Raw genomic sequence first — 19,881 nt, forward strand, 5'->3', positions numbered from 1 at the left:
AGGTGACGAGCCAGAAACAGGCGATAGCCATTGGCCTGTCTGAGGCGCGCGAGAAGGGCGCCAAGGTGCCTGCGCAGCCCAAGAAGAAGACGGCCAAGAAAAAGACAACCAGAAAAACTAGCTAGGAGGACGATATGTTGAGTTGGGCTTTGTGGTTTCTGATCATTGCAGTGATTGCAGCATTGTTCGGTTTTCGAGGGGTGGCTGGCACAGCCACAAGTATTGCCAAGGGCTTGTTCTTTATCTTCATCATCCTGTTCATTATCTCGCTCATCTTTGGACAGCCAGTCATCAACGGAGCCTAGCATGAAGCTCTTTGGCCACCCTGTGCATCCGATGCTGGTGGGGTTTCCACTGGGGTTGCTGTTGACGGGTGTGGGCTTTGACCTGGCCTATCTGGCGACCGGTTCGGCCAGCATGGCCGCCACGGCTTATTACATGATGCTGGTAGGCGTTATCACCGGCGTCGTGGCCGAGATCTTTGGCCTGTGGGATTGGCTGTATATCGAAAAGGGCACGCGTGCCAAGCGCGTGGGTGCCTGGCACGGCATTGGCAATTTCTTCGCCGTGCTGCTGTTCGCCATCAGCGTGTACATGCGCTACGCCGCGCCCGGCTTCATCGCCAGCGGCAACGCCATGTGGCTCTCCCTGGCGGGTGCGCTGCTGCTGGCGGTCACTGGCTGGCTAGGCGGCGAGCTGGTCTTCACCCTCGGCGAGGGTGTGGACAAGAATGCCCACGCCAACGCCCCGAGCTCGCTCTCGCAAGAGAAATAGACTTCGCAGCAAACAAAAAGCGGCCCCGAAAATCGGGGCCGCTTTTTAGTGATTACGACTGGGCAGAGCCAGAAGACGTGGGCCTGGGCTTGGGCTTCCAGCCGGAAAGCTTGCGCTGCGCCTTGCGGATGGCTTTTTGCTTCTCCATGCGGCGCTGCTCGTTGGTGGAAATGAACCAGCGCTTGCGGCGCACCGTGCTCAGCACTTTGCTGCGCGCAACTTTCTTGCGGAAGCGCTTGAGCAAAGAGCCTTGCGACTCTCCAGGCCTTAGAACAACCTTGGGCAAACCTAACACCACCTTTCCATCGTGGACTGCCGCCTGCCTTACATAAAATAAAGCGTCCATAATGAACGCCATACCCAATACTGCCGGAAGCGCAGAGATTATAACACGGGCGTATAATGCGCCAATGACCAATAAAGAGCTGGCCGATACCTTCCTCCTCATCGCCAATTTGCTGGAGATCAAGGGTGAAGTGGTCTACAAAACCCTGGCCTATCGCAAAGCCTCGGAAAATCTGACCAATTTAGGCCGGGATGCGACCACCATTTGGAAGGAAGGCGGGCAAAAAGCCCTGCTGGAGATCCCCGGCGTCGGCAAAGCCATCGCCGAGAAGATCGACGAGCTGCTCAACACCGGCCAGATGAGCTTCCTGGAGAAGCTCAAAAAAGAGGTGCCTGAGGAGCTGGCTACCCTGCTGCGCATCCCAGACCTCGGCCCCAAGAAGATCGCCATGTTCTATAAAGAGCTGGGCATCACCAGCATAGACCAGCTGAAGGCCGCGGCCCAGGAGGGCAAACTGCAAAACCTCCCGGGTATGGGTGCCAAGTCAGAGGCCAAGATCCTGACCGGCATCGAGGCGCTGGGCCGCCGCAGCGGCCGCCTGCCGCTGGGCAACGTGTGGCCCTTTGCCCAGGAGCTGCTGGAGAACCTGCGCAAGGTCAAAGGTGTCAAGCGCGCCGAAGTGGCCGGCAGCCTGCGCCGCATGCGCGCCAGCATTGGCGATATTGACATTCTGGTCTCCTCCACCGACCCGGAAAAGGTCATCAAAGCTTTCACCGAGGCGCCGAACGTAGCCCGTATCACCGGCAGCGGCACGGTCAAATCCGGGGTCGAATTCCACAACGGGATGCGCGGCCAGATCTGGGTGCACGAGCCGGCCCGCTTTGGCACCGCGCTGCAGTACGCCACCGGCTCCAAGGAGCACAATGTGCGCCTGCGCGAGATGGCGTTGGATATTGGCCTCTCGCTGTCTGACCAATCCTTCGAAAAAGAAGACGGAAGCGAGATCCTGTGCGCCACCGAAGAAGAGGTCTACAAGATCCTCGGCATGGACTGGGTTCCGCCCGAGATCCGCGAGGACCGCGGCGAGATCCAGCTGGCGCTGGAGAACAAGCTGCCCAAGCTGATCGAAGTCAAGCACATCAAGGCCGAGCTGCACAGCCACAGCACCTGGAGCGATGGCCAGCAAAGCATTCAGGAAATGGCCGAGGCGGCCGTGGCGCACGGCTACAAGATCCTGGCCGTCACCGACCACTCGGCGGCCATCGGTATCCTGAACGGGCTGACGCCGGAGAAAGTGATCGAACAGCGCAAAGAAATAGAGAAGGTGCGCAAGAAAATGGGCGATGCCCTCACCATCCTGCATGGCGTAGAAGTAGAAGTGCGCGCCGACGGCACGCTGGACCTGCCCGATGATGTGCTGGCCTCGCTGGATATTGTGGTGGCCTCGATCCACCAGAGTATGCGCCAGCCGCGCGCCCAGATCACCGAGCGCATGTTGGCCGCCATCCACCACCCGCACGTGGACATCATCGGTCACCCCACCAACCGCAAACTGCCCGACCGCGAAGGCGCGGATCTGGATATGGATGCGATCCTGAAAGCCGCTGCCGACACCGACACCGCGCTGGAGATTAACGCCAACCCCGCCCGCCTGGACCTGGACGACGTGCAGGCGCGCCGCGCCGTGGAAATGGGCATCAAGCTGTCCATCAATACCGATTCGCACCACGCCGACCATATGGACTTCCTGTTCTTTGGCGTAGCCACGGCCCGCCGCGGCTGGGTGACGCCGGGCGATGTCATTAATACCTGGACGATGAAGCAGCTGCAAAAGTGGTTAGAATGAGTACCTAGGGTTGTATGGACAACAAACAAAGTGACTTTGTTACACAGCTTGTCTCTTTGCTTGTTTCAACAGCGTCTTACATAGCCTTGGTTTTTTACGGTTACCCATATCTCGGAAATATTGCAGGTACGGCAGCAGCCATCCCGGTTTTCGTTATTGCCTGGTATTTTGGGCTGAGTGGAGGGCTGGTTGCGGCGCTAGTATCCATCTCCACCAATATGGTTTTACTGCTTCTGGCAGGCGCCAGCTCGCTTCAAGCTCCCCTTGAATTGATCTTCAACACTTTTATCATCCTGTTTTATGGATCGAGCGCCGGGTACATCAGCGAAACTCGCAGAGAGTTGATCAAAGAAATTCAACTGCGCGAAACCGCAGAGCGAGCTCTGCATTATCTGAATGCCCAACTCGAAGGCCGCGTCAAAAGCCGCACGCGGCAGCTATCTGACCTCAATTCGCAATTGAACGCAGAGCTGCAGGCGCGCAAGCGTGCCCAGGCCGGGTTGCAGTACCGCGGCTCGATCCTGGAAACCATCGCAGGCATTGCCGAAGATACGCTCAGGGCGGACAACTACGTCGAGCCGATCCCGGACATGCTGCGCAGCCTGGGCCAAGCCACACGGGTTGAGCGCGTGCGCCTGTTCCAGAACATTCCTAGCCACCGCGGGCGCGGCCAAGCGCTGTCGCTGCGCAAGGAATGGGTTTCTGAACCTCGTTTTAAGAATCGTTTAGGCGAACGCAAAGTCAGCTACCGCGATGCAGGGTTGTTGCGATGGCAACGCAAATTGGCAGCTGGTGAAATGGTGAGTGACACGCTTGACAACATTGACCCTGATGTGCGCGACATGATGAACCAGGAGGAGATACGCTCGATACTGATAATGCCCATTTTTTCAGGAAAAGAATGGTGGGGGAGCATCAGTCTGGCTTCAACGACCAGCAAGCGCAAATGGGGCCGCGCCGAAACAAGTGCCCTTCACGCTGTCGCCGATATCCTTGGTGCGCACATCCAGCGTGAAGCCGAGTATGAACGAACCTTGCTAGGCTGGGCTCGTGCACTTGAGTTGCGCGACCAGGAGACCGAGGGCCACACGCAGCGAGTGACCCGCCTGGCGGTTGAATTGGCCGTGCGTCTAGGTTACAACGACGCCGAGGTGACTGACATCCGCCGCGGGGCGCTGCTGCACGACATTGGCAAGCTGGGGGTGCCCGACGCGATTTTAAACAAGCCCGGCAAGTTGAGCGATAGTGAGTGGCGTATCATGCGCAAGCACCCGGAGTACGCGCGCGACATGTTGCGCCCCATCGTCTTCCTGCATTCAGCGCTGCCGATTCCCTACGCTCACCACGAACGCTGGGACGGCAGCGGCTACCCGCGCAAACTAAAAGGCGCCCGCATCCCCGCCCCCGCCCGCCTGTTTGCGGTGGTGGATGTGTGGGACGCGCTGACCTCCGACCGGCCGTACCGCAAAGCCTGGTCACCCTCGCGCACAGCCGAATTCATGCTGAAGCAGGCCGGCAGCCAATTTGACCCCGAAATTCTGCCGGAGTTCCTGAAGCTTATGGTGGACCTGGGCGAGCTGCCGCCACGGGCACTACAATCGTTACCTGTCGCCGCTTAGTCAGCCAGTAGCCACCGATCCAGCTGGCGCAGGAACGGGTTCACTTCCGGCGGCGGCAGCCAAACCGGCTGCGGCCGGCCGAGCAGCAGCAGGCCTATCCCCACGTCTTCAAAGACCACCGACTTCGAATACTTCTTGAGCGCGGCGCGGTACGAGACCACTTCGTGCGCCAGGGCAGGCTGCATATCCACCACCAGCGCCAGCTGCAAGCTGGGCTGCTGCTGGCGGGCGGCCAACAGCGCCTGCATACCGTCTTCGAAGGCTTGCAGGTAGGCCATGCCGTCTGGCTGGCGGGTGAGCAAGGTCAGCCCAATGGGCTGGCCTTGGTGCTGCAGGGTGGTGAGGCCAGCCAGACTTTGCGGTGCGCCCGGGTCTGCGAAGTGACGCTGGGCGACAGCCAGCAGCGCAGCAGCGTCCATCAGCGGATGCGCTTGCCCATCAGGATGTCTGGTTTGCCCGGGCCATTCGCATCGGGCACGACGCCGATGAGCGCATAGCCCATCTTTTGATAGAAGACAAAAGGATGCGGCTTGATGGCCTGGATGCTGGCCAGCTTTTGCAGCGGGTCAGGAAACAGATCCATGCCGGCCAGCGTGGTCATGCCATGCTCGTCATCCGAGCCGAGCGTGATGAGACCGCCGCCGCGGGTGCGCACTTGCGCTTCAAAATCCTGTATCAAGGCGCGGCCAATGCCCTGCCCCTGCATGGGCGGGTCAACTGCCAGCGGGTGGAGCTCCCACACATTGCCGTCGTATTCAGGGATGCCGCCGATCCAACCCAGCACACGGCCAGTGCCATCCAGCGCTACACGGCAAATGCGCTGTGGGTCGTCGAAATCCTGCAACTCCTCCAGGGCTTCAGCCAGAGTGGGCCAGGCGCTGGGCCAATGCTCCGCAAAGGCATCCACCAGAATTTGGGCCAAGCGCTGGCGGTCTTCGGCCGGCAGTGTAGCGGCGTCAACAATGTTTAAAGACATATTGCGATTATTGCACAAGACAATGAAAGACGGGGCTGGCGCAAGCGCCAGCCCCGTTGACGTTACTCCGTCAGCAGCTTGTAGGCCAGCGTGGCTGCGGCCAGCACCTGCCCAAAGGCAGCCAGCAGCCCTTCTGGCTGCAGGCTGGCGGGCGCAAGCTCACGGCTGAGCAATGCAGCCGCCAGGCCCAGCACCGCCGCCACAGCGGTGGTGAGCCACATGGCGGCTCGGCCTTGCAGGCCGAAGTAAGCCTTGAGCCAATTCACCAGCGGCACACCCAGTGCGCCGGTAAGCCAATACAGTGCTTGTTCCATTTGTCCCCCTAGCGAAAGTGATCCATATCTCCAAGAAAAAGGCGGGCGAAGCATGCTTCGCCCGTACGAATAGCGGCGGATATCTTGCTCTTCTATCTCTCCTCTTTCATCACCTCCTCCAGCCTGGCAAGAATGCGCTGGCTTAGCTCGCCGATCTGCTCCTCATACAGGCTCAGGATACGGTCAAGCAAACTGCGCGCGATCAGATCGCCGCGGTAGAAGGCCACCACCATGAAAGCGAGCAGGCCAACCACGCCGAGCGCGTTGATGGCTTCGAACAACACCTGCATATCTGCACTCATAACTCCCCCTCAAGAAATGCACTACAATCCCGATCAAGGAGATCGAGAAAATGGCTACTGCGAAAAAGAAGACCACTGCAAAGAAAACTGCCAAACCGAAAACCCCAGCGAAGAGCAAGGCTGCCACCAAGAGCAAGGCTCCTGCAAAGGGTAAGCAGCGCGCTGGCGCCAATACCTTTCCGATGTCATTGGGTATTGGCATCGCCCTGGGCGTCGCCTTTGGTGTTGCGCTGGACAACATTGGCCTGGGCATCGCTTTGGGCGTGGCCCTGGGCGCGGCCTTCGGCGCGGCTGGCTCTGCCAGCAGCAAGTAGTGCAAGCGATGACAAACCCGGGCAACCGCCCGATTTGGCTGGGACTGGGCGTTGGCTTGGGCGTAGGGCTGGCACGAGACAACCTGATGCTGGGCGCCATCGCGGGGCTCATCGCATGGGCAGTGGCCACGGCCTATTTGCGTTACAAGCAAGTGTCGTAACACTAGCTTTCTGCGTTGGCGGAGACGACCTGCACCAGCAGCTTACGCCGCTCCTGGTTGCCATCCACCTGTGCACCGATCAGCACCACATAGCGCGCGCCCCCATCTGCATCGAGGGCGCGCAGCTTTTTGAGCGTCAGCACGCTGCCGGTGATCACATGGGCATCGCCGGCGTCCATCACCTCGGCGGTGATGTCGACCCCATTGCGATACACGCTGGCGTGCGGCGCGCTGACGCTGGTAGCGCCTTGCCAATCCACACTGTAGGCGATCTGCTCACCCGTCAGCATGCTGACCGGGCTGTCGATCAGCCAGACTGCACTGTCTGTCATCATTCCTCCCTGTTCTGCGCGCTTAGCAAGGTCCGGCGGCGGCGAGCGCGCAGTTTGATGCGCGTTTCCTGTATGCGCACGCGCGGGCTGGGCTGCACCAGTTTGCCGGTGGCACTGGGCACCGCGAAGTAATCTAACACCAGGGCCGGCCGCAGCGCCGGCGTGCCATGGCCGGCCGCAGCCAGGCGCACGTACTCGTTGCCGTTGCTTGGCGGAGCAGTACCCGCCGCATCGCGGCTGCTGCGCAGGCCATAGTAGGCTGTGCCTCCCGGCACCAGCCAGGCCAGATCCAGCGGAGCGCTGGCCAGCAGGGTATCCTTGGCCAGGCCGCTGGTGTTGCGCCACACTGCGTCCAGACTGGCAGACAGGATGCCGTCATACACCGCTTCTCGATTTCCAGTGGTTATGGGGTCTTGTGCGGCCCAGCTGTACGTGACGATCTGCACGTTGAAATCTGCCAGGGTAGATGCATCTACAACGCAAGCCAGGTGCAGGTTAGCGGCATAAATGACCGCTAACGGATTCAACGAAGCCAGCGAGAACTTGAGCGCGGCGCGGTGATTGTGATAGCGCGGGATCGGCGCCTGGTAGGCCTGGCCTACGAAAAGGTCGGTCGTGCCAAGGTCGTGCCCGGCCGAGGTGAGGCGCGTGGCGGAGTAGGTGCTGGCAAACGACCACACCACCGCATCTGACAGCACGCCGAAAGTGACTGTGGGATCGATCACTACGGGAAACTCTGCCTGGGCCAGGTCCTCAGCCGCCAGGCCTGTGTACATCGCTCTGCCTTCGTTGAAGCGATGCAGCGGCAGTGGGTAACCGCCAGCGTCCACCGCGCTGCCGGGCGAGAACGCCAGGCCTTGCGTGGAGCCATGGGCGAGCGTCTCGTAGACAAGGTAGCCATCCTGCAAGTCAGGTGGCTGCAGGATGTGCAGCTCTTCTTTTACGCCGTTTTCGGTCAGCATCAGCTCATGGCGAAACGGCCCGTTCTCGCGCAGCAGGCGCGGGCCGGCCACGCGCCCGCGGGGCAGTTGGGCCAGCGGGGTATATGCATCCCGCGCCAGCACGCCCACGCTGCGCGTGTGCTGCTGATAATGGCCCAGCACAACGCTGCCATCTGGCGCCAGGCGCACGGGTGCGCCGGGCGCGCCCCACTGCGCGGCGGCATCGGCGCGCAGTTGCAGGTCATAGGCCTGCCAACCCTGCGGGCCGCGGAAGTATTGCGGCGCGGCGGTGATGACCGCCCGCCTAACGCCCGCGCCAAGCTCAAAGTGGGTGGCGTGGGCGCTGCGGGCGGCAACCGGCAGACGGGCCAGGTCTGGGTTTTTCTCCAAGAATCCGTTGATCCAGGTTTGCATATCCCTCCTAAGTGACAGGCCAGCCTAAGCCATACTCTGTCAAGTTGTAGTTGTAGTGCGGCGGGTGTGCCCTCGATACAACTTGACAAGCTTTGCTTTTTTACTCGCCCAAGTAGATAACTCCTTCGGGGCTCCATTCCAGATTGAAGTCCTCACCGCTGACGGTGTGGTCACCGCCAAAGTTCATGTAGGCCAGCAGCGGGCTGGTGGCCGGGTTGCCGCTGTCTTTGTAGAGCACGGCGGCGCGGGCCGTGAAGGCACCGACCGGCCAGACCACATTGTCCGCCAGCAGGGCGGCGCGATCGTTGGCATTGTCCTGCGACAGGGCCACGCTGGTGATCGCTTTGCCGCCGGCGGTGTAGCCAGTGCCGCTGACCTCGTGGGTGATGTCTGCAAAAAATGCATGCGCATCCTTATCCGCCACATACGCGTCGGTCACCAAGGCGGCGCGCAATGTATCCGCCAGCGGTTGCACCTGCCCTTTCAGCAAAGCCAACTTTCCTGCGTTGTAGATAAAGCTATACATGTCCCCTCACTTGAAAAGTTTTAATCATCATCATGCTGGCAGGGCTACCCTTCACGGACGCGCACGATGGCTACGCCGCCTTCGCCGGAGAGCTGGCGTTGCAGGCTAGGCGCCTCGACGATGACGTAGCTGTCGTCCAGCGCGCTCCAGATGGAGCGCAGGCGGATGCGGGCGGCGCTGCGCGCCACCCGACGCAGCCAGGCCAGGAAGGCGGCCGGCGCCGGGTCCAGCCCGCCGCCGCCGTCGAGCTGCAGCTCACCCAGGCGCACACGCAGCTCCCACTGGTACTTCTGCGGCGTGCGCGCAAAGCCCTCCAACAAAGTGGCCTCCACTGTGGCAGGCTGATCGGCGCGCTGGCTAAGCAAGCGCAGGCGCGGGCGGAAGGCGTAGATCTGGCCGGTGTTCAACGCCAGCGTATCCACCGGCGAAGAGTAAAAGCCGCCCGCCTGCCGCCAGTGCGACCCGCCGATCTCGCCATCCACCTGATAGTCCAGCGCAACCTGGGCGCCCTCGCCCAGGTTGCGGCTCACCAGGCTGAGCTGGGTGAGGAACTTGGGCAGCAGGGTCGCCTCCATGTCGATGGTGCTGCCCACCAGCACGCCCTCGTGCTGGAACTGCATATTGGCATCCTCCAGCGGATTGTCGCCATGCACAGGCATCTGCACGTAGGCCAGGTCGCCGCCCATCTCGACCCACAGGCGCGGCGCGGTGCCCGGGCAGTGTTGCCAATGCAGGCCGCGGATGCGCGTGCCGCTTTGCGGGGCGCGCAACAGCTCATGCCAGGCCTCATCGTCAAGCACCATCACACTGGAGACGCCCGCGCCGGCATCCAGCGCGGCAGCCAGGCGGCCGGCGCCGAGCGGCGCCAGGGCAGCCACGCGGCCGCCGCGCCCTGCGGGCAAGCCCTCGCCACGGCCCGGGCCAAGATCAGCCAGGCCGCTGGCGCCAGTGGCCAGCAGGCTGCTGCCCCAGCCGAACCACAGCTTGTCCTGCCAGACCAGCGCCGGCGGCGGGCTGAGGTGCGGCTGGGCTTCGAGGCCCAGGTTGTGGCGAGCCACATGCTCACTACGCTCGACCAGCCAAACGCTGTTGGCCTTTAGTGCCCACAGCTGGCTGTTGTAATCCAGCAGCTTGTGCAACGGTTGGCCGTCTGCACCCAGTTTGATCGGCGTGCCAAAGTTGAGCGCGGTGAGCCAGGCGGTGGGCGCAGCGCGCGAGATCTCGCCGCTGGCAGTAAAGCCGCGCCACACTTGTGGACCCAGCTCGCTGTGCTGGAATACATGCACAAGGTCAGCCGTGTTGCTGCCGTCATCATCAAACTCATGCTTGGGCGGCGAAGCCGCCGGGTTGAAGCGCACGCGCAGGATCGGCACCCCGCCGCCCTGAGCCAGCAAAGCCTGCCCGTTCAGCACGCTGACATCCTGCACAGTGCCGTCGATCAGATCGCCCGTGCTGGGTGAGATATCCTGCCAGTGCGGCGTGGCGTAGATGGCGTATTCAGACGTGGCATCCGGCGCCAGATGCCAAGCTTCCACCTCCAGCGTACTGACCGTGTTGGAGAGGATGCGCTGCGTCTGCCCCGCGCCCTTGCCAGCGATGATGCGCAGCCAGGCGCCAGCCCACTGGTCGACCGGCCAGTTCTTGTTGGTATCGGTGAGCGCGGCGGCCGCGCCGCTGGTGGCCACGCCGCGCTCGCCGTTGAGATGCAGCCGCGAAGGGCTGCCATCGGCGCGCTGGTCTGCGGCATACAGCACACCCTGCAATTCGAAGAAGACAAACGTGCGGGCGATGTCAGCATCCTCCACGCGGTAGTACGTGCAAAATTTGCTGGCGCTCCATACGCTGCCGTCCGGCGAGGTGTGTCCACCGCCAGCGCGGCGATGCACGCCGATCTCCCAGTGGTTGCTGGCATTGTCAGCCGCGGCCCCACGCAGCGAGAGGTGGTAGGTGCCCGCGCTAAGCGGGGTGCTGTAACCGGAGACATCAAAGCTGTACAGCTGGCTGACCACATCGCTCACATCCGCCTGGGTGATGGCATGCGTGGAGCCGGGCAGCACCGCACCCGGCGCCCCGGCGGCATCGGCATGCAGTTGCAGCGCCAGCTCGCCTGGCGAGCCCACGCGGCGCAGCCATACCCGCGCCCGCTTGGCTTCCAGGCCGCCAGCGCCCACGGTAAAGCGAGCGGCCAGGCTGCGCTGAGAACCAATGAGCGCCTGCCAATGCACGTCGCCCGGCAGGCGCTGGGCGACGGTGCGCAGGCCGCTGGCATAGCGCCACTGCGGCGCGGCATGGATACGGCCCGGCGTCAGGGTCCAGGCGTCCTGGCTGTCGTAGAAACGGCGCGCCGATTGCGTGCTGAAGCGCGGCGCACCGCGGCCGCCGCTCCAATCGCGTTGCTCGATCTGCGCCAGGCCTGGCTCCCAGGCGCCAAAGCCACTGACCCAATTGAGACGCAAGCCGGAAGGCGTAAGCACGCTCTCCTTGATGCCCTCGGCGCCACCCTCCAGTCGCAGCCCCCAGGTAAGCACGCCATCGCTCAGGCTGAGCTCGTGACTTGGATTGCTGGCACCGGGGTACACACGGACCCGGCTCACGCCTGCCCCCGCAGGCGCAGCAGGCGGGCCGGGCGCTGCGGCCGCCAGATGGGGAAGTGGCGGCGAGCCGCCTGCAGCTCCTCGGCCGCTTCCTGCCACAGCGCGGCCAGCTGGCCGTCGCCGCCCTTGCGGGCGCACTGCCAGCGCAGGGCGCGCTCGGCCACGGCCGCCACCGCCAGCTCGGGCGCGATGGCTTCGGCCAGCACATCATCATAGGCCGCCAGGCGCGGGTGGGCGGCCAGATACCAGACGCGCAGCGGGCGCCCGGCAGGCAGCGGATCGGCGAACAGCACCAGGCCAGGCGCGGCGGGAGTGCCCGGCTTGGCGGGCACGTAGTCCCAATCGTGCAGGGTGCGCCACGGGTCGCCGGCGCTGACGCCCGGGATAGCAAGATGGTCAATGCGCAGCGGGCGGCGGCGCGGCCAGTGCAGCACATGGGCATTGGCGGCCAGCACATCATCGTCCACCTGGGGCACATCGCCCAGACCGCGTAGGGCGCTGTTGGCCAGCTCGATCATGGTGGGCAGCGGATACTGCGCCGAGGCGAGTGCATAGGCCATGCCCGCCTCCACCGGCTCGCTGAAGCTTGCCGCCAGGGCCAGCGTGCCGCTGCTGGCCACGAAGCCAGCCACGCGGGCGAATTCGCCCGCCGGCGGCCCGCCACCCGCCGCCAGGAAGACGGCCCCGCCCTTCCAGTCATCCTCGCGGTGCTGGCCGGCCAGTTCGGCGGCATCCACCAGCGTGCTGGCGCTGCCGCCGGTGGCTTGGCCGCGGCGCAGCTGGCCCAACTCCATATAGGCGTCTTGAAGCAACTCACTCAACGTGTACGACATACATCCCCCTTGTGATTGCTGCGCGGTTTAAACAGCGCAGCCTGCGGCATTCATAGCACGCAGGCTGCGGTTTGTACGGATTTGGGGGCGTGTGTCAAGGGAGACGCCGGGTTGACTAGGTCCTCAGCTTGGGGGTAGTAACTAAACCCAGAAATAGCACGAGAGTAATGCAAACTGGGGTAGCGACAGAGAATGTAAATGCCTCAGCAATCGCTTCCAGAACTGTAATTTCACCAGCTTCTAACGGAGGAAAAAAGAACCAAGCTGCGATATTAAAGCCCAAGGGAACAAAAAGTGCTAGAAAAATAGGGCTAAGTTGTTTAAATTTCCGTATGTATTCCTCAACCTCAGTTGTTGCTAAAAAGTAGAAGTAAAAAGCGAAAGGCAGAATTGAGGAAATGAAAAGTCCGCCAAGAAGATTATTGTAAAACCATTCAAAAATTGCTAAGAAATAACTCATCATGTCCTTCTTTATTCTCAATTAGTTCAGGGGTAGAGAAAAAAATAAAAAGTACCTAAAAGAGACTGAGGTATGCCCACATTGGTGTAATTTGTATTATTGCCCTGCATATTTATCAACACTACTTCGTCGCCAACGGCCAGACAGCCCGCGCCGGGGGCCTGGCTCAGCGTGGCCGTGGTTTCAGTTAGTGCCGTCACTGAATACACAACCGCATCGCTACCCTGGCCACACACCCGCTCACCGCTGTTCTGTGTATGAATATTAAAGGTGGCATCAACTATTAGATTGCCGTCGGCGCCATTGCCCCACCGCCCTATCGGCCCAGGGGTGGCGGTGGGCTCGGGCGTTCCCTGGCTGCCCACATACGCCGCCGGGCTTACGCTACTGGTGCCAAGCGTGCCGCTGTAAAAAATGGCGATCCGCCCCACGCCGCCGTCTCCCGTGATACAGCCACTGCCCTTCGTGGCAGTCAGGTTGCCGTTCAAAGTTATGTTTGCGCCTTGAAGCCGAACGGTGCCACCACTGCCACCACCACTGCTGTAGTTGTTGGTGGGTGTGTAGCACGCGCCATTGCCGCCGTTGGCGCTCAACGCGCCGTCATAATCAATCGTCTGGGCATAGATGTAAACCGCTCCACCGCCCGCCCCACCATTGGGGCCGTAGCAGATATTGCAGGGGTGGTCGCTGCCCCCGCCGCCACTGCCCATCCACAGCCGGCTCAGCTGCTGGTCGCCATACGTTTGCCCGCCCGTTGTGCCTACTCCATTCGCGCCGCTAGTGGCATAGCCGCCACCCGCACCGCGGTTTGCATTTGTGCCACCCCCGCCGCCTCCATTGGCAGAAGCAGAGGAAGTGCCATAGCCTGGGTAGCTCTGGCCCTGGTATCCATCTCTATGTTCCCCTTGCCCGGAAGCGAGCCATCCGCCGCTGCCGCCGCTATAACCAAGCGCATTCATGTGCACGGTGCCGGCGCCATCCAGCGTGCCAGCCACGCGGAAGGCCAGTACGCCAAAACGCGTGTTGTTCCATGCGCTGCCGGTGAGCTCAGGCTTCTCGAAGTTACTTCACCAGCAGCATTATTCGTCATTGCCAAAGAGCCACACTGCATAATTATTCTCTCTCAGCAAAAATTTAGCCTCGCCAGGAGCGTAGCCCTCTTCTCTATAAACTGAGGAGAATATTGCAAATCGGTTACGAAACATCACATGCTGAACAACTCGACAATCTTTAACAAATAGTAGCAATGTAGCATAGTCACTATGTTGAATATTAGTCAACCATGCCCCAGGCCAAATTCCGCAAACAACGCTATTTACCACCTCTGGGGGAGTATAGGGCGTAAAAACAAAAACCCTATCCCAAGGCTCACTATTTATCAATGCGAAATCGATATACTCAAGGTGACCACTCTTGTAACTACTTACTTGCTGTGCTAAGAAATCCCCATAAATTAGCCCACGTTTTTCGCTGACTCTGAAAGACAGAAAAACCAGAGCTACAACAGCAACAAAGCAACAAAACATAGCGATGATTTTCTTCATATTGCCTCTCTTACGGAAAAGTGCACAGTGGGCATGCATCGCTGAAGTAAATGTCATTCTTATCCCAAACATACAATAAACCGGACCGAAGAGCTTCATATACAAGAGTTTGCAATTGGGCATTGCTACTCTCAGGGTTGGTCAATGCAATTTCTCTGCCAACCTGATTGTTATGCAAATCCATAAATGCTGCTTCTCGAACAGAGTCCGGGTGGGTTTCATGTGCAGTTGCAAAATCCCTGGCAAATTCCTCTCCGAATTCTCTAGTCATTAGAGCATTCCAGTAAGCGTGCCTAAAAGCATCGGCAGGACTATTCTCTAGAGGCGAGCCGGGAAATAACTTACTGGTGGCTGAAAAGGCATCATTCCTAATTAGCTGCATTCTTCCCATTAAAATTAAATCTGGAAATCCATTCTCATCAGATACGAGCTGGTACTCTTGTGGAGTTAAGGAAAAAAGCCCAGGAACAACAATTAGTTCATCATGTGTTGACCTTACGGGTGCCACAAAGTTATCAAGCTCTTGGCGCAAATTTTGAGCCTTGGTCAAACACGGCTTTCCAAAGCACAATCCTGCATTCTGCGGTCTATATCCCAGACTCGGTGCGGTTTGACTAAGGCATTGACCATCCAAAATCTTTCCAGAAGCACAGTGACCGCTTGGATCAGCCAAGTTAATCGGATTGTTCATTACATAGCTAAAACGATTGATGTTCTGCGGATTCCCAGCCCCAGGCACAATGCTATCGGGCTGTGTCCAACGCCCTAAACCCGGCGCGTAGAAGCGCGCGTTGTAGTCCATCAGTCCTGTGCCAACCAGAAGCCGCTGGCCAGTGTAGCCAAAGTCGGTCGTGCCTAGCATCGCCTCGAAACGCGCTTCGCCAAACGGCGTGTAGCGCTGTTGCCCCAGCAGGTTCCCTGCAGCGTCCAACACCGCGCTCACCGAGCCCAAGTGGTCGCTCAGCAAGAACTGCAGCCCATCCGGCCCACTCAGCGCCACGCGCTGGCCAGCGATGCCGTAATATTTGACCACCTCGGTATCGCCAGCGGCATCGCGCACTTCATAGGCGCCGCCGCCAAGGTACAGGGTCACCTCGCCATCTGGGCCAACCTGGCGCACGCGGCGGCCGTCGCCATCATAGGTAAAGCTCCAGGTCTCCTCGCCGTCGCTGACGGAAGTCAGGCGATTTTCAGCATTGTAGATCTGGGTCCAGGTCACCTCGTCTTCTACGCGCTGCAGCATGTTGCCGTTAGCATCGTAGGTATAGGTGTCCTCCTCCTCGCCGCGCTCCACGCGGGTCACGGCGTGGGGGGCTGCACCCTAGTAGTGCAAGCGATTAGCCGAACTACAGGTGTCCTTGGGTAGGAATCTCTAGTCACCAGTCATAGTGTTGATACCAGCATCATCAACCCAATCAAAGTACAGGAAGCGATGAAAATACTGTAAATCAAATGCTCCTTGTTCCAGTTTTTTAAAATTTCTCCTATATATTTCTGCGAAGCCTTTTTACCTTCATAACGCTCAATCTGCTTCGCTTTATTCCTATAGAACCAATGCGGATCTTTAGTGCCATCTCGAAAGTAACGCCATATGCGACGCAACTCCCAGATTCCATTTAAGACTACTATCAGTGCTAGAAAGATCATTCTGTTTTTTTCAGCGTCCATAGTTCTCCGCAGGGGCAAGATTGACCGCCTCTGCATCCCCGGCGTCATCGCGCACTTCGTCACATACTCTTAAGGATAACGAAAGTGATTGCGATCAGGCAACCGCCAAAATAGAGGTAAATAAACGCCATTGATCTATAAAACTTAGGGTTACCCAAATTGCCTATCTGTTCTAACCAGAAATTTCCAATTCTATAGTGAAGTCCATAGACTCCAGAGAATAGAAAATAAGGGATCCATAGTCTTCTTCTTTTTGAGAATCAAGAACGAAAGGGCAATTAGATAGATACCCCAGAGTGAAAAACCAATAGCGAAAACTACGAGCAATTGTTCTTTATTCATAACAAGTCTCATGGATTAGGAATCGGAATTGGCGACCAGTAAGGACCAGACATACCGGTTATCTCTATGCCTTCTGCTATTTCATGCACGTCTGACCCTACAGCTATTAAACCAGGCAACAAAAGTTATATAACTCATAAACAGCACGGAAAACGAAAAAACCGCAATTACATCAATCGGCGTCTTGCTCAAGATTACTCCTACGGCAGACTCATGGCGTGGGGTTGGCGCTGGTATAGCTCAGAACTATCTTTCCACCCATGCCTCATTCTACGCTAAAGGCAGCCAGCGTGCCTCACTCCAAGCACGCCTGGCCGCCATAGACAGCGCAGCCTGCGGCATTCATAGCACGCAGGCTGCGGGAAGCGCGGATTTGGGGGCGTGTGTCAAGGGAGACGCCGGGTTGACTAGGTCCTCAGCTTGGGGGTAGTAACTAAACTCAGAAATAGCACGAGAGTAATGCAAACTGGGGTAGCGACAGAGAATGTAAATGCCACAGCAATCGCTTCCAGAACTGTAATTTCACCAGCTTCTAACGGAGGAAAAAAGAACCAAGCTGCGATATTAAAGCCCAAGGGAACAAAAAGTGCTAGAAAAATAGGGCTAAGTTGTTTAAATTTCCGTATGTATTCCTCAACCTCAGTTGTCGCTAAAAAGTAGAAGTAAAAAGCGAAAGGCAGAATTGAGGAAATGAAAAGTCCGCCAAGAAGATTATTGTAAAACCATTCAAAAATTGCTAAGAAATAACTCATCATGTCCTTCTTTATTCTCAATTAGTTCAGGGGTAGAGAAAAAAATAAAAAGTACCTAAAAGAGACTGAGGTATTCCATATGGTCCTGCGGGAGAATAGCCAACACTGATGTAATTTGGCAGCACTCCCTCAGCCCTAAGAGAATCATATGGGACAGAAGCCAAGGATGTTAAAATATCAACTCCAGGAATTAATCCAGCGCCAATTTCAGCGGCAGTAACCACAACATCTTGATTTACAACAAGCACATTTGGAAGATTTCCTCCTGGGCTTCCAAAGTAACACTCGCCAGCAGCAATACAGCTCCCTGTAGTAATAATCCCATCAATAACGGCCATTGCTGCTGCGGCGCCATGAGATGGTGGAGAAGCAAAAACTGAAAATGCAAGTGCGAATTCTATCAAATCCGCAACTGCCCCTAAATTACCTAACGCTCTAGCCAGCTCCTTATTCGGGGTTCCATTTGGTGAAGTATCTCCATCAGGATACATTAGGAAGTTACATTGATTTATCACAATGGTTGTACACGTAAACGGCGCACCAACAGAATTCTCCCTTTCACTTGAAGCTTTCTTAATAGGGCTAGTAGTGCCTTGACGCTTTTCAGCTTGGCTTGCACTTTTTGTGTTTTCTATTGCTTTTGGATTGAGATTAGCCCTGCTAATGCTGGCTCCGTAATTCCTTCCACAAAAAAGACCATCGATACATGGCGCATTCCAAACTGCGGGGATATGCCCACTTGGGTCAGCTAAGTTGATAGGATTATTTAACGTATAAGTAAACCGACTCAACGCCTGCGGATTGCCCGCTCTTGGCACAATACTGTCCGGCTGCGTCCAGCGGCCCAGACCGGGCGCGTAGAAGCGCGCGTTGTAGTCCATCAGGCCCGTGCCTGCCAGCAAGCGCTGGCCAGTGTAACCAAAGTCGGTCGTGCCCAGCATCTCCTCGAAGCGCGCTTCGCCAAACGGCGTATAGCGCTGCTGCCCCAGCAGGTTCCCTGCTCCATCCAACACCGCACTCACCGAGCCCAAGTGGTCGGTCAGCAAGAACTGCAATCCATCCGGCCCACTCAGCGCCACGCGCTGCCCGGCGATGCCCGGCGGCGGCCAGATTCTTTACTCATCTCTCCTATCAAGATAGGACTTCTGCCCCAAGAGTGACGCAATATATCCAACGGTCATGAGAACAGGTGAAAAGAAGAAGCCGCAAAGAAGAACCTGCAACTTTACAAAGGCATCAACTTCCAATAACTTAACAAAGATCAGGCCCGAAACTATACCGGACGGCAGGGACGATATGAAAATCCATATCCAAGTTCTCTTAATGTGCTTTATCCATAAGCTACGTTTCTTGGGCATACGAAACACAACAATTCCAAGAAAAATCGGAATGAAGGACACCAGCAAGGAAACTGGCCAATAGCTGAACATAGAAGAGGCCAAAAAGTCTATGAAGCTTTCAATTCGTTCTATCATAAGTTCCTCAGAACAATAGACTCACTTGTATATCAAGGGAAGTGGGTCAGGCTGAGTGCATTCAATCATATGTAATCCTCCACAGTCTGGCTCTCCTCCCATCTTTAATTGTATACCAGCCAACAAAAACAGGCCCAGGCTCCCCCTCGCCTGGGCCTGTGCGCTGCTAACGCAGCGCGGCAAAAGATTGCCCGACTTGCGCCGGGCAGTCTGTGCCGGAAATCGTCTTAGGTAGTGATGCCCGTGATCTTGCCGTGCGCCTTGTTGTTGGCCACCAGCAGGCTCAGTTCGCCCACCACCTCGCCTTTCAGACTGTCGCCAGAGCGGGCCAGTTCCTTGGCCTCAAAGCCGCGCAGCGTATAGAAGCCCACCTTGCCGCTCTCCAGCACATAGGCCGTATGCACCGGGCACCAGCGATCCATCACCAGTTCCAGTTCGCCGTACTGCGTCACCACGCGCTCGATCGCTCCCAGGCCCAGTTTGTTCTCATCCTGGTTGATGCGCACAAAGCTGCTGTTGTCGAGCAGGTTGCGCAGATCGTTGGCCACCCGCGGGTTCATCACCAGCAAGTCTGGCTTACCGCCATCCATGATGATCTCTTCCATCAGCCCGTCAACATCCGCCTTGGCGATGGCGCCGCCGGCGTCCACCACGTTGTTGGTGATGAAGGCGCCCAGCCCGCCCATCGAGCGCGGCGAGCTGGCGGAGCCTGCCGCCCGCACGCCGTGGAAGGCTGCGCCTTCCACCAGGCGCAGCAGGTGCGGCACCGCCTTATTCGCCTGGTATTGGAACTCGTCCTCAATCCCATGTTGGCTGATGGCCTGCTGGGTGCCGCTGACCTGCACAGCCTTTTGGAAGATGCTGGTGTAGTTGAACGGCACGTTCAACGCCACCAGCGGGCCATAGTCGGCATCATCGCCCTCGAGACGCGCCATGGCAGTGATGTGGATGGCGGCGGTGGCAGCGTGGGTGGCATTGGTGCCGCCATAGGCACGGCTATACACGGTGACGGTGTTGGTGGTCAGGTCAACGCTCTTGACCACCATGTACTCCGCGTCGATCAGGATGACATGCCCATCCTGGAACACCGAGGCGTCCGCCACTACGAAGCTGGTGTCAGCCGCGCCGATCGTCTCACCGTTGTTGGCCGCCGTCACCAGCGGATCCAGCTCATCTTCCAACAGCTCCACTTTGTGCCCGTTCATGCGGATCTTGAACTTCTCGCGGGCGCCATCCAACCCTAGGCGTGCCAGCAGGGGCGTATCCCGGGGATCGATCAGTTGCACCACATCGCTGATCGCCCGCGCCTGGGCAGCCGCATCCGAATAGGTTGTCTTCATTCCATCGTAAATTGCCATTCTTCCCCCTGATCTAAATTAGCTCGCTCTTCATCCTTCTGACCTCATGC

24 protein-coding genes are annotated in these 19,881 nt (G+C 58.5%); 6 read left to right on the forward strand and 18 right to left on the reverse strand.

Annotated features, from left to right (window positions below; genetic code table 11):
* The first annotated feature begins 134 nt into the window (after positions 1-134).
* Positions 135-305: a DUF1328 domain-containing protein gene (locus KIT08_02650; GenBank protein ID UYN90147.1), complete on the forward strand. Its 171-nt coding sequence runs from the start codon at positions 135-137 to the stop codon at positions 303-305.
* Between the two features lies 1 nt (position 306).
* Complete coding sequence (locus KIT08_02655) at positions 307-774, forward strand: DUF2231 domain-containing protein (GenBank protein UYN90148.1); 468 nt, start codon at positions 307-309, stop codon at positions 772-774.
* Positions 775-826: 52 nt separating this feature from the next.
* Here the strand turns inward: KIT08_02655 and rpsU are convergent, their stop codons facing one another.
* On the reverse strand, positions 827-1,060 hold the full coding sequence (rpsU, locus tag KIT08_02660) for a 30S ribosomal protein S21 (GenBank protein ID UYN90775.1): 234 nt from the start codon (positions 1,058-1,060) through the stop codon (positions 827-829).
* A gap of 124 nt (positions 1,061-1,184) precedes the next feature.
* Between rpsU and polX the strand changes: the two genes are divergently transcribed.
* Both polX and KIT08_02670 read left to right on the forward strand, forming a co-directional pair.
* A complete protein-coding gene (polX, locus tag KIT08_02665; GenBank protein ID UYN90149.1) occupies positions 1,185-2,906 on the forward strand; it encodes a DNA polymerase/3'-5' exonuclease PolX in 1,722 nt (573 codons plus the stop codon).
* A gap of 218 nt (positions 2,907-3,124) precedes the next feature.
* Positions 3,125-4,525 carry an HD domain-containing protein gene (locus KIT08_02670; protein UYN90150.1) on the forward strand — a complete coding sequence of 467 codons (1,401 nt, stop codon included), beginning with the start codon at positions 3,125-3,127 and terminating at the stop codon, positions 4,523-4,525.
* Here KIT08_02670 and KIT08_02675 read toward each other — a convergent pair.
* The 4 genes from KIT08_02675 to KIT08_02690 all read right to left on the reverse strand — a co-directional run bounded on the left by KIT08_02675 (position 4,522) and on the right by KIT08_02690 (position 6,117).
* Positions 4,522-4,944: a hypothetical protein gene (locus tag KIT08_02675; GenBank protein ID UYN90151.1), complete on the reverse strand. Its 423-nt coding sequence runs from the start codon at positions 4,942-4,944 to the stop codon at positions 4,522-4,524. The genes KIT08_02670 and KIT08_02675 overlap by 4 nt on opposite strands.
* Entirely contained in the window at positions 4,944-5,501 is a 558-nt protein-coding gene (locus tag KIT08_02680) for a GNAT family N-acetyltransferase (GenBank protein ID UYN90152.1), read from the reverse strand. Before KIT08_02680 ends, KIT08_02675 begins: the two co-directional genes overlap by 1 nt.
* Positions 5,502-5,563: 62 nt before the next feature.
* Positions 5,564-5,815 carry a hypothetical protein gene (locus tag KIT08_02685; protein UYN90153.1) on the reverse strand — a complete coding sequence of 84 codons (252 nt, stop codon included), beginning with the start codon at positions 5,813-5,815 and terminating at the stop codon, positions 5,564-5,566.
* 92 nt (positions 5,816-5,907) lie between these two features.
* On the reverse strand, positions 5,908-6,117 hold the full coding sequence (locus tag KIT08_02690; GenBank protein UYN90154.1) for a hypothetical protein: 210 nt from the start codon (positions 6,115-6,117) through the stop codon (positions 5,908-5,910).
* Positions 6,118-6,167: 50 nt separating this feature from the next.
* Between KIT08_02690 and KIT08_02695 the strand changes: the two genes are divergently transcribed.
* Positions 6,168-6,431: a hypothetical protein gene (locus KIT08_02695; protein ID UYN90155.1), complete on the forward strand. Its 264-nt coding sequence runs from the start codon at positions 6,168-6,170 to the stop codon at positions 6,429-6,431.
* Positions 6,431-6,592, forward strand: coding sequence for a hypothetical protein (locus tag KIT08_02700; protein ID UYN90156.1), 162 nt, complete (start codon positions 6,431-6,433; stop codon positions 6,590-6,592). Before KIT08_02695 ends, KIT08_02700 begins: the two co-directional genes overlap by 1 nt.
* 2 nt (positions 6,593-6,594) lie before the next feature.
* Here KIT08_02700 and KIT08_02705 read toward each other — a convergent pair whose 3' ends face one another.
* From KIT08_02705 to KIT08_02765, 13 genes are all read right to left on the reverse strand, one after another.
* The gene (locus KIT08_02705) at positions 6,595-6,924 is read right to left on the reverse strand and encodes a hypothetical protein (GenBank protein UYN90157.1); all 330 of its coding nucleotides are present in this window, start codon (positions 6,922-6,924) and stop codon (positions 6,595-6,597) included.
* Positions 6,924-8,279 carry a hypothetical protein gene (locus KIT08_02710; protein UYN90158.1) on the reverse strand — a complete coding sequence of 452 codons (1,356 nt, stop codon included), beginning with the start codon at positions 8,277-8,279 and terminating at the stop codon, positions 6,924-6,926. Before KIT08_02710 ends, KIT08_02705 begins: the two co-directional genes overlap by 1 nt.
* Positions 8,280-8,379: 100 nt before the next feature.
* On the reverse strand, positions 8,380-8,775 hold the full coding sequence (locus KIT08_02715; GenBank protein UYN90159.1) for a hypothetical protein: 396 nt from the start codon (positions 8,773-8,775) through the stop codon (positions 8,380-8,382).
* 74 nt (positions 8,776-8,849) lie between these two features.
* Complete coding sequence (locus KIT08_02720) at positions 8,850-11,399, reverse strand: hypothetical protein (protein ID UYN90160.1); 2,550 nt, start codon at positions 11,397-11,399, stop codon at positions 8,850-8,852.
* Positions 11,396-12,232, reverse strand: coding sequence for a hypothetical protein (locus KIT08_02725; GenBank protein ID UYN90161.1), 837 nt, complete (start codon positions 12,230-12,232; stop codon positions 11,396-11,398). Before KIT08_02725 ends, KIT08_02720 begins: the two co-directional genes overlap by 4 nt.
* Positions 12,233-12,347: 115 nt before the next feature.
* Positions 12,348-12,692, reverse strand: coding sequence for a hypothetical protein (locus tag KIT08_02730; protein ID UYN90162.1), 345 nt, complete (start codon positions 12,690-12,692; stop codon positions 12,348-12,350).
* 26 nt (positions 12,693-12,718) lie between these two features.
* On the reverse strand, positions 12,719-13,687 hold the full coding sequence (locus KIT08_02735) for a hypothetical protein (GenBank protein UYN90163.1): 969 nt from the start codon (positions 13,685-13,687) through the stop codon (positions 12,719-12,721).
* 84 nt (positions 13,688-13,771) lie between these two features.
* Entirely contained in the window at positions 13,772-14,236 is a 465-nt protein-coding gene (locus KIT08_02740; protein UYN90164.1) for a hypothetical protein, read from the reverse strand.
* A gap of 10 nt (positions 14,237-14,246) precedes the next feature.
* Positions 14,247-15,539 (reverse strand): hypothetical protein, encoded by a 1,293-nt coding sequence (locus KIT08_02745; protein UYN90165.1) that lies wholly within the window; start codon positions 15,537-15,539, stop codon positions 14,247-14,249.
* Between the two features lie 80 nt (positions 15,540-15,619).
* Positions 15,620-15,904 carry a hypothetical protein gene (locus KIT08_02750; protein UYN90166.1) on the reverse strand — a complete coding sequence of 95 codons (285 nt, stop codon included), beginning with the start codon at positions 15,902-15,904 and terminating at the stop codon, positions 15,620-15,622.
* A 749-nt stretch (positions 15,905-16,653) separates the two neighbouring features.
* Positions 16,654-16,998: a hypothetical protein gene (locus KIT08_02755; GenBank protein ID UYN90167.1), complete on the reverse strand. Its 345-nt coding sequence runs from the start codon at positions 16,996-16,998 to the stop codon at positions 16,654-16,656.
* A 26-nt stretch (positions 16,999-17,024) separates the two neighbouring features.
* On the reverse strand, positions 17,025-18,044 hold the full coding sequence (locus KIT08_02760) for an RHS repeat-associated core domain-containing protein (GenBank protein UYN90168.1): 1,020 nt from the start codon (positions 18,042-18,044) through the stop codon (positions 17,025-17,027).
* A 656-nt stretch (positions 18,045-18,700) separates the two neighbouring features.
* Complete coding sequence (locus tag KIT08_02765) at positions 18,701-19,831, reverse strand: DUF5309 family protein (GenBank protein ID UYN90169.1); 1,131 nt, start codon at positions 19,829-19,831, stop codon at positions 18,701-18,703.
* Between the last annotated feature and the right edge of the window lie 50 nt (positions 19,832-19,881).

The sequence above is a fragment of the Anaerolineales bacterium genome, from assembly GCA_025808555.1.
Taxonomy (GTDB): Bacteria; Chloroflexota; Anaerolineae; order Anaerolineales; family UBA11579; genus JAMCZK01.

Bases quoted from the DNA above. Each gene is read 5' to 3' on its own strand.
- KIT08_02765 (UYN90169.1), bottom strand. From the start codon at position 19,831: ATGGCAATTTACGATGGAATGAAGACAACCTATTCGGATGCGGCTGCC.
- KIT08_02750 (UYN90166.1), bottom strand. From the start codon at position 15,904: ATGGACGCTGAAAAAAACAGAATGATCTTTCTAGCACTGATAGTAGTC.
- KIT08_02740 (UYN90164.1), bottom strand. From the start codon at position 14,236: ATGAAGAAAATCATCGCTATGTTTTGTTGCTTTGTTGCTGTTGTAGCT.
- KIT08_02730 (UYN90162.1), bottom strand. From the start codon at position 12,692: ATGAGTTATTTCTTAGCAATTTTTGAATGGTTTTACAATAATCTTCTT.
- KIT08_02705 (UYN90157.1), bottom strand. From the start codon at position 6,924: ATGACAGACAGTGCAGTCTGGCTGATCGACAGCCCGGTCAGCATGCTG.
- KIT08_02710 (UYN90158.1), bottom strand. From the start codon at position 8,279: ATGCAAACCTGGATCAACGGATTCTTGGAGAAAAACCCAGACCTGGCC.
- KIT08_02670 (UYN90150.1), top strand. From the start codon at position 3,125: ATGGTTTTACTGCTTCTGGCAGGCGCCAGCTCGCTTCAAGCTCCCCTT.
- KIT08_02690 (UYN90154.1), bottom strand. From the start codon at position 6,117: ATGAGTGCAGATATGCAGGTGTTGTTCGAAGCCATCAACGCGCTCGGC.
- KIT08_02655 (UYN90148.1), top strand. From the start codon at position 307: ATGAAGCTCTTTGGCCACCCTGTGCATCCGATGCTGGTGGGGTTTCCA.
- KIT08_02725 (UYN90161.1), bottom strand. From the start codon at position 12,232: ATGTCGTACACGTTGAGTGAGTTGCTTCAAGACGCCTATATGGAGTTG.
- polX (UYN90149.1), top strand. From the start codon at position 1,185: ATGACCAATAAAGAGCTGGCCGATACCTTCCTCCTCATCGCCAATTTG.
- KIT08_02695 (UYN90155.1), top strand. From the start codon at position 6,168: ATGGCTACTGCGAAAAAGAAGACCACTGCAAAGAAAACTGCCAAACCG.
- KIT08_02650 (UYN90147.1), top strand. From the start codon at position 135: ATGTTGAGTTGGGCTTTGTGGTTTCTGATCATTGCAGTGATTGCAGCA.
- KIT08_02755 (UYN90167.1), bottom strand. From the start codon at position 16,998: ATGAGTTATTTCTTAGCAATTTTTGAATGGTTTTACAATAATCTTCTT.
- KIT08_02685 (UYN90153.1), bottom strand. From the start codon at position 5,815: ATGGAACAAGCACTGTATTGGCTTACCGGCGCACTGGGTGTGCCGCTG.
- KIT08_02680 (UYN90152.1), bottom strand. From the start codon at position 5,501: ATGTCTTTAAACATTGTTGACGCCGCTACACTGCCGGCCGAAGACCGC.
- KIT08_02675 (UYN90151.1), bottom strand. From the start codon at position 4,944: ATGGACGCTGCTGCGCTGCTGGCTGTCGCCCAGCGTCACTTCGCAGAC.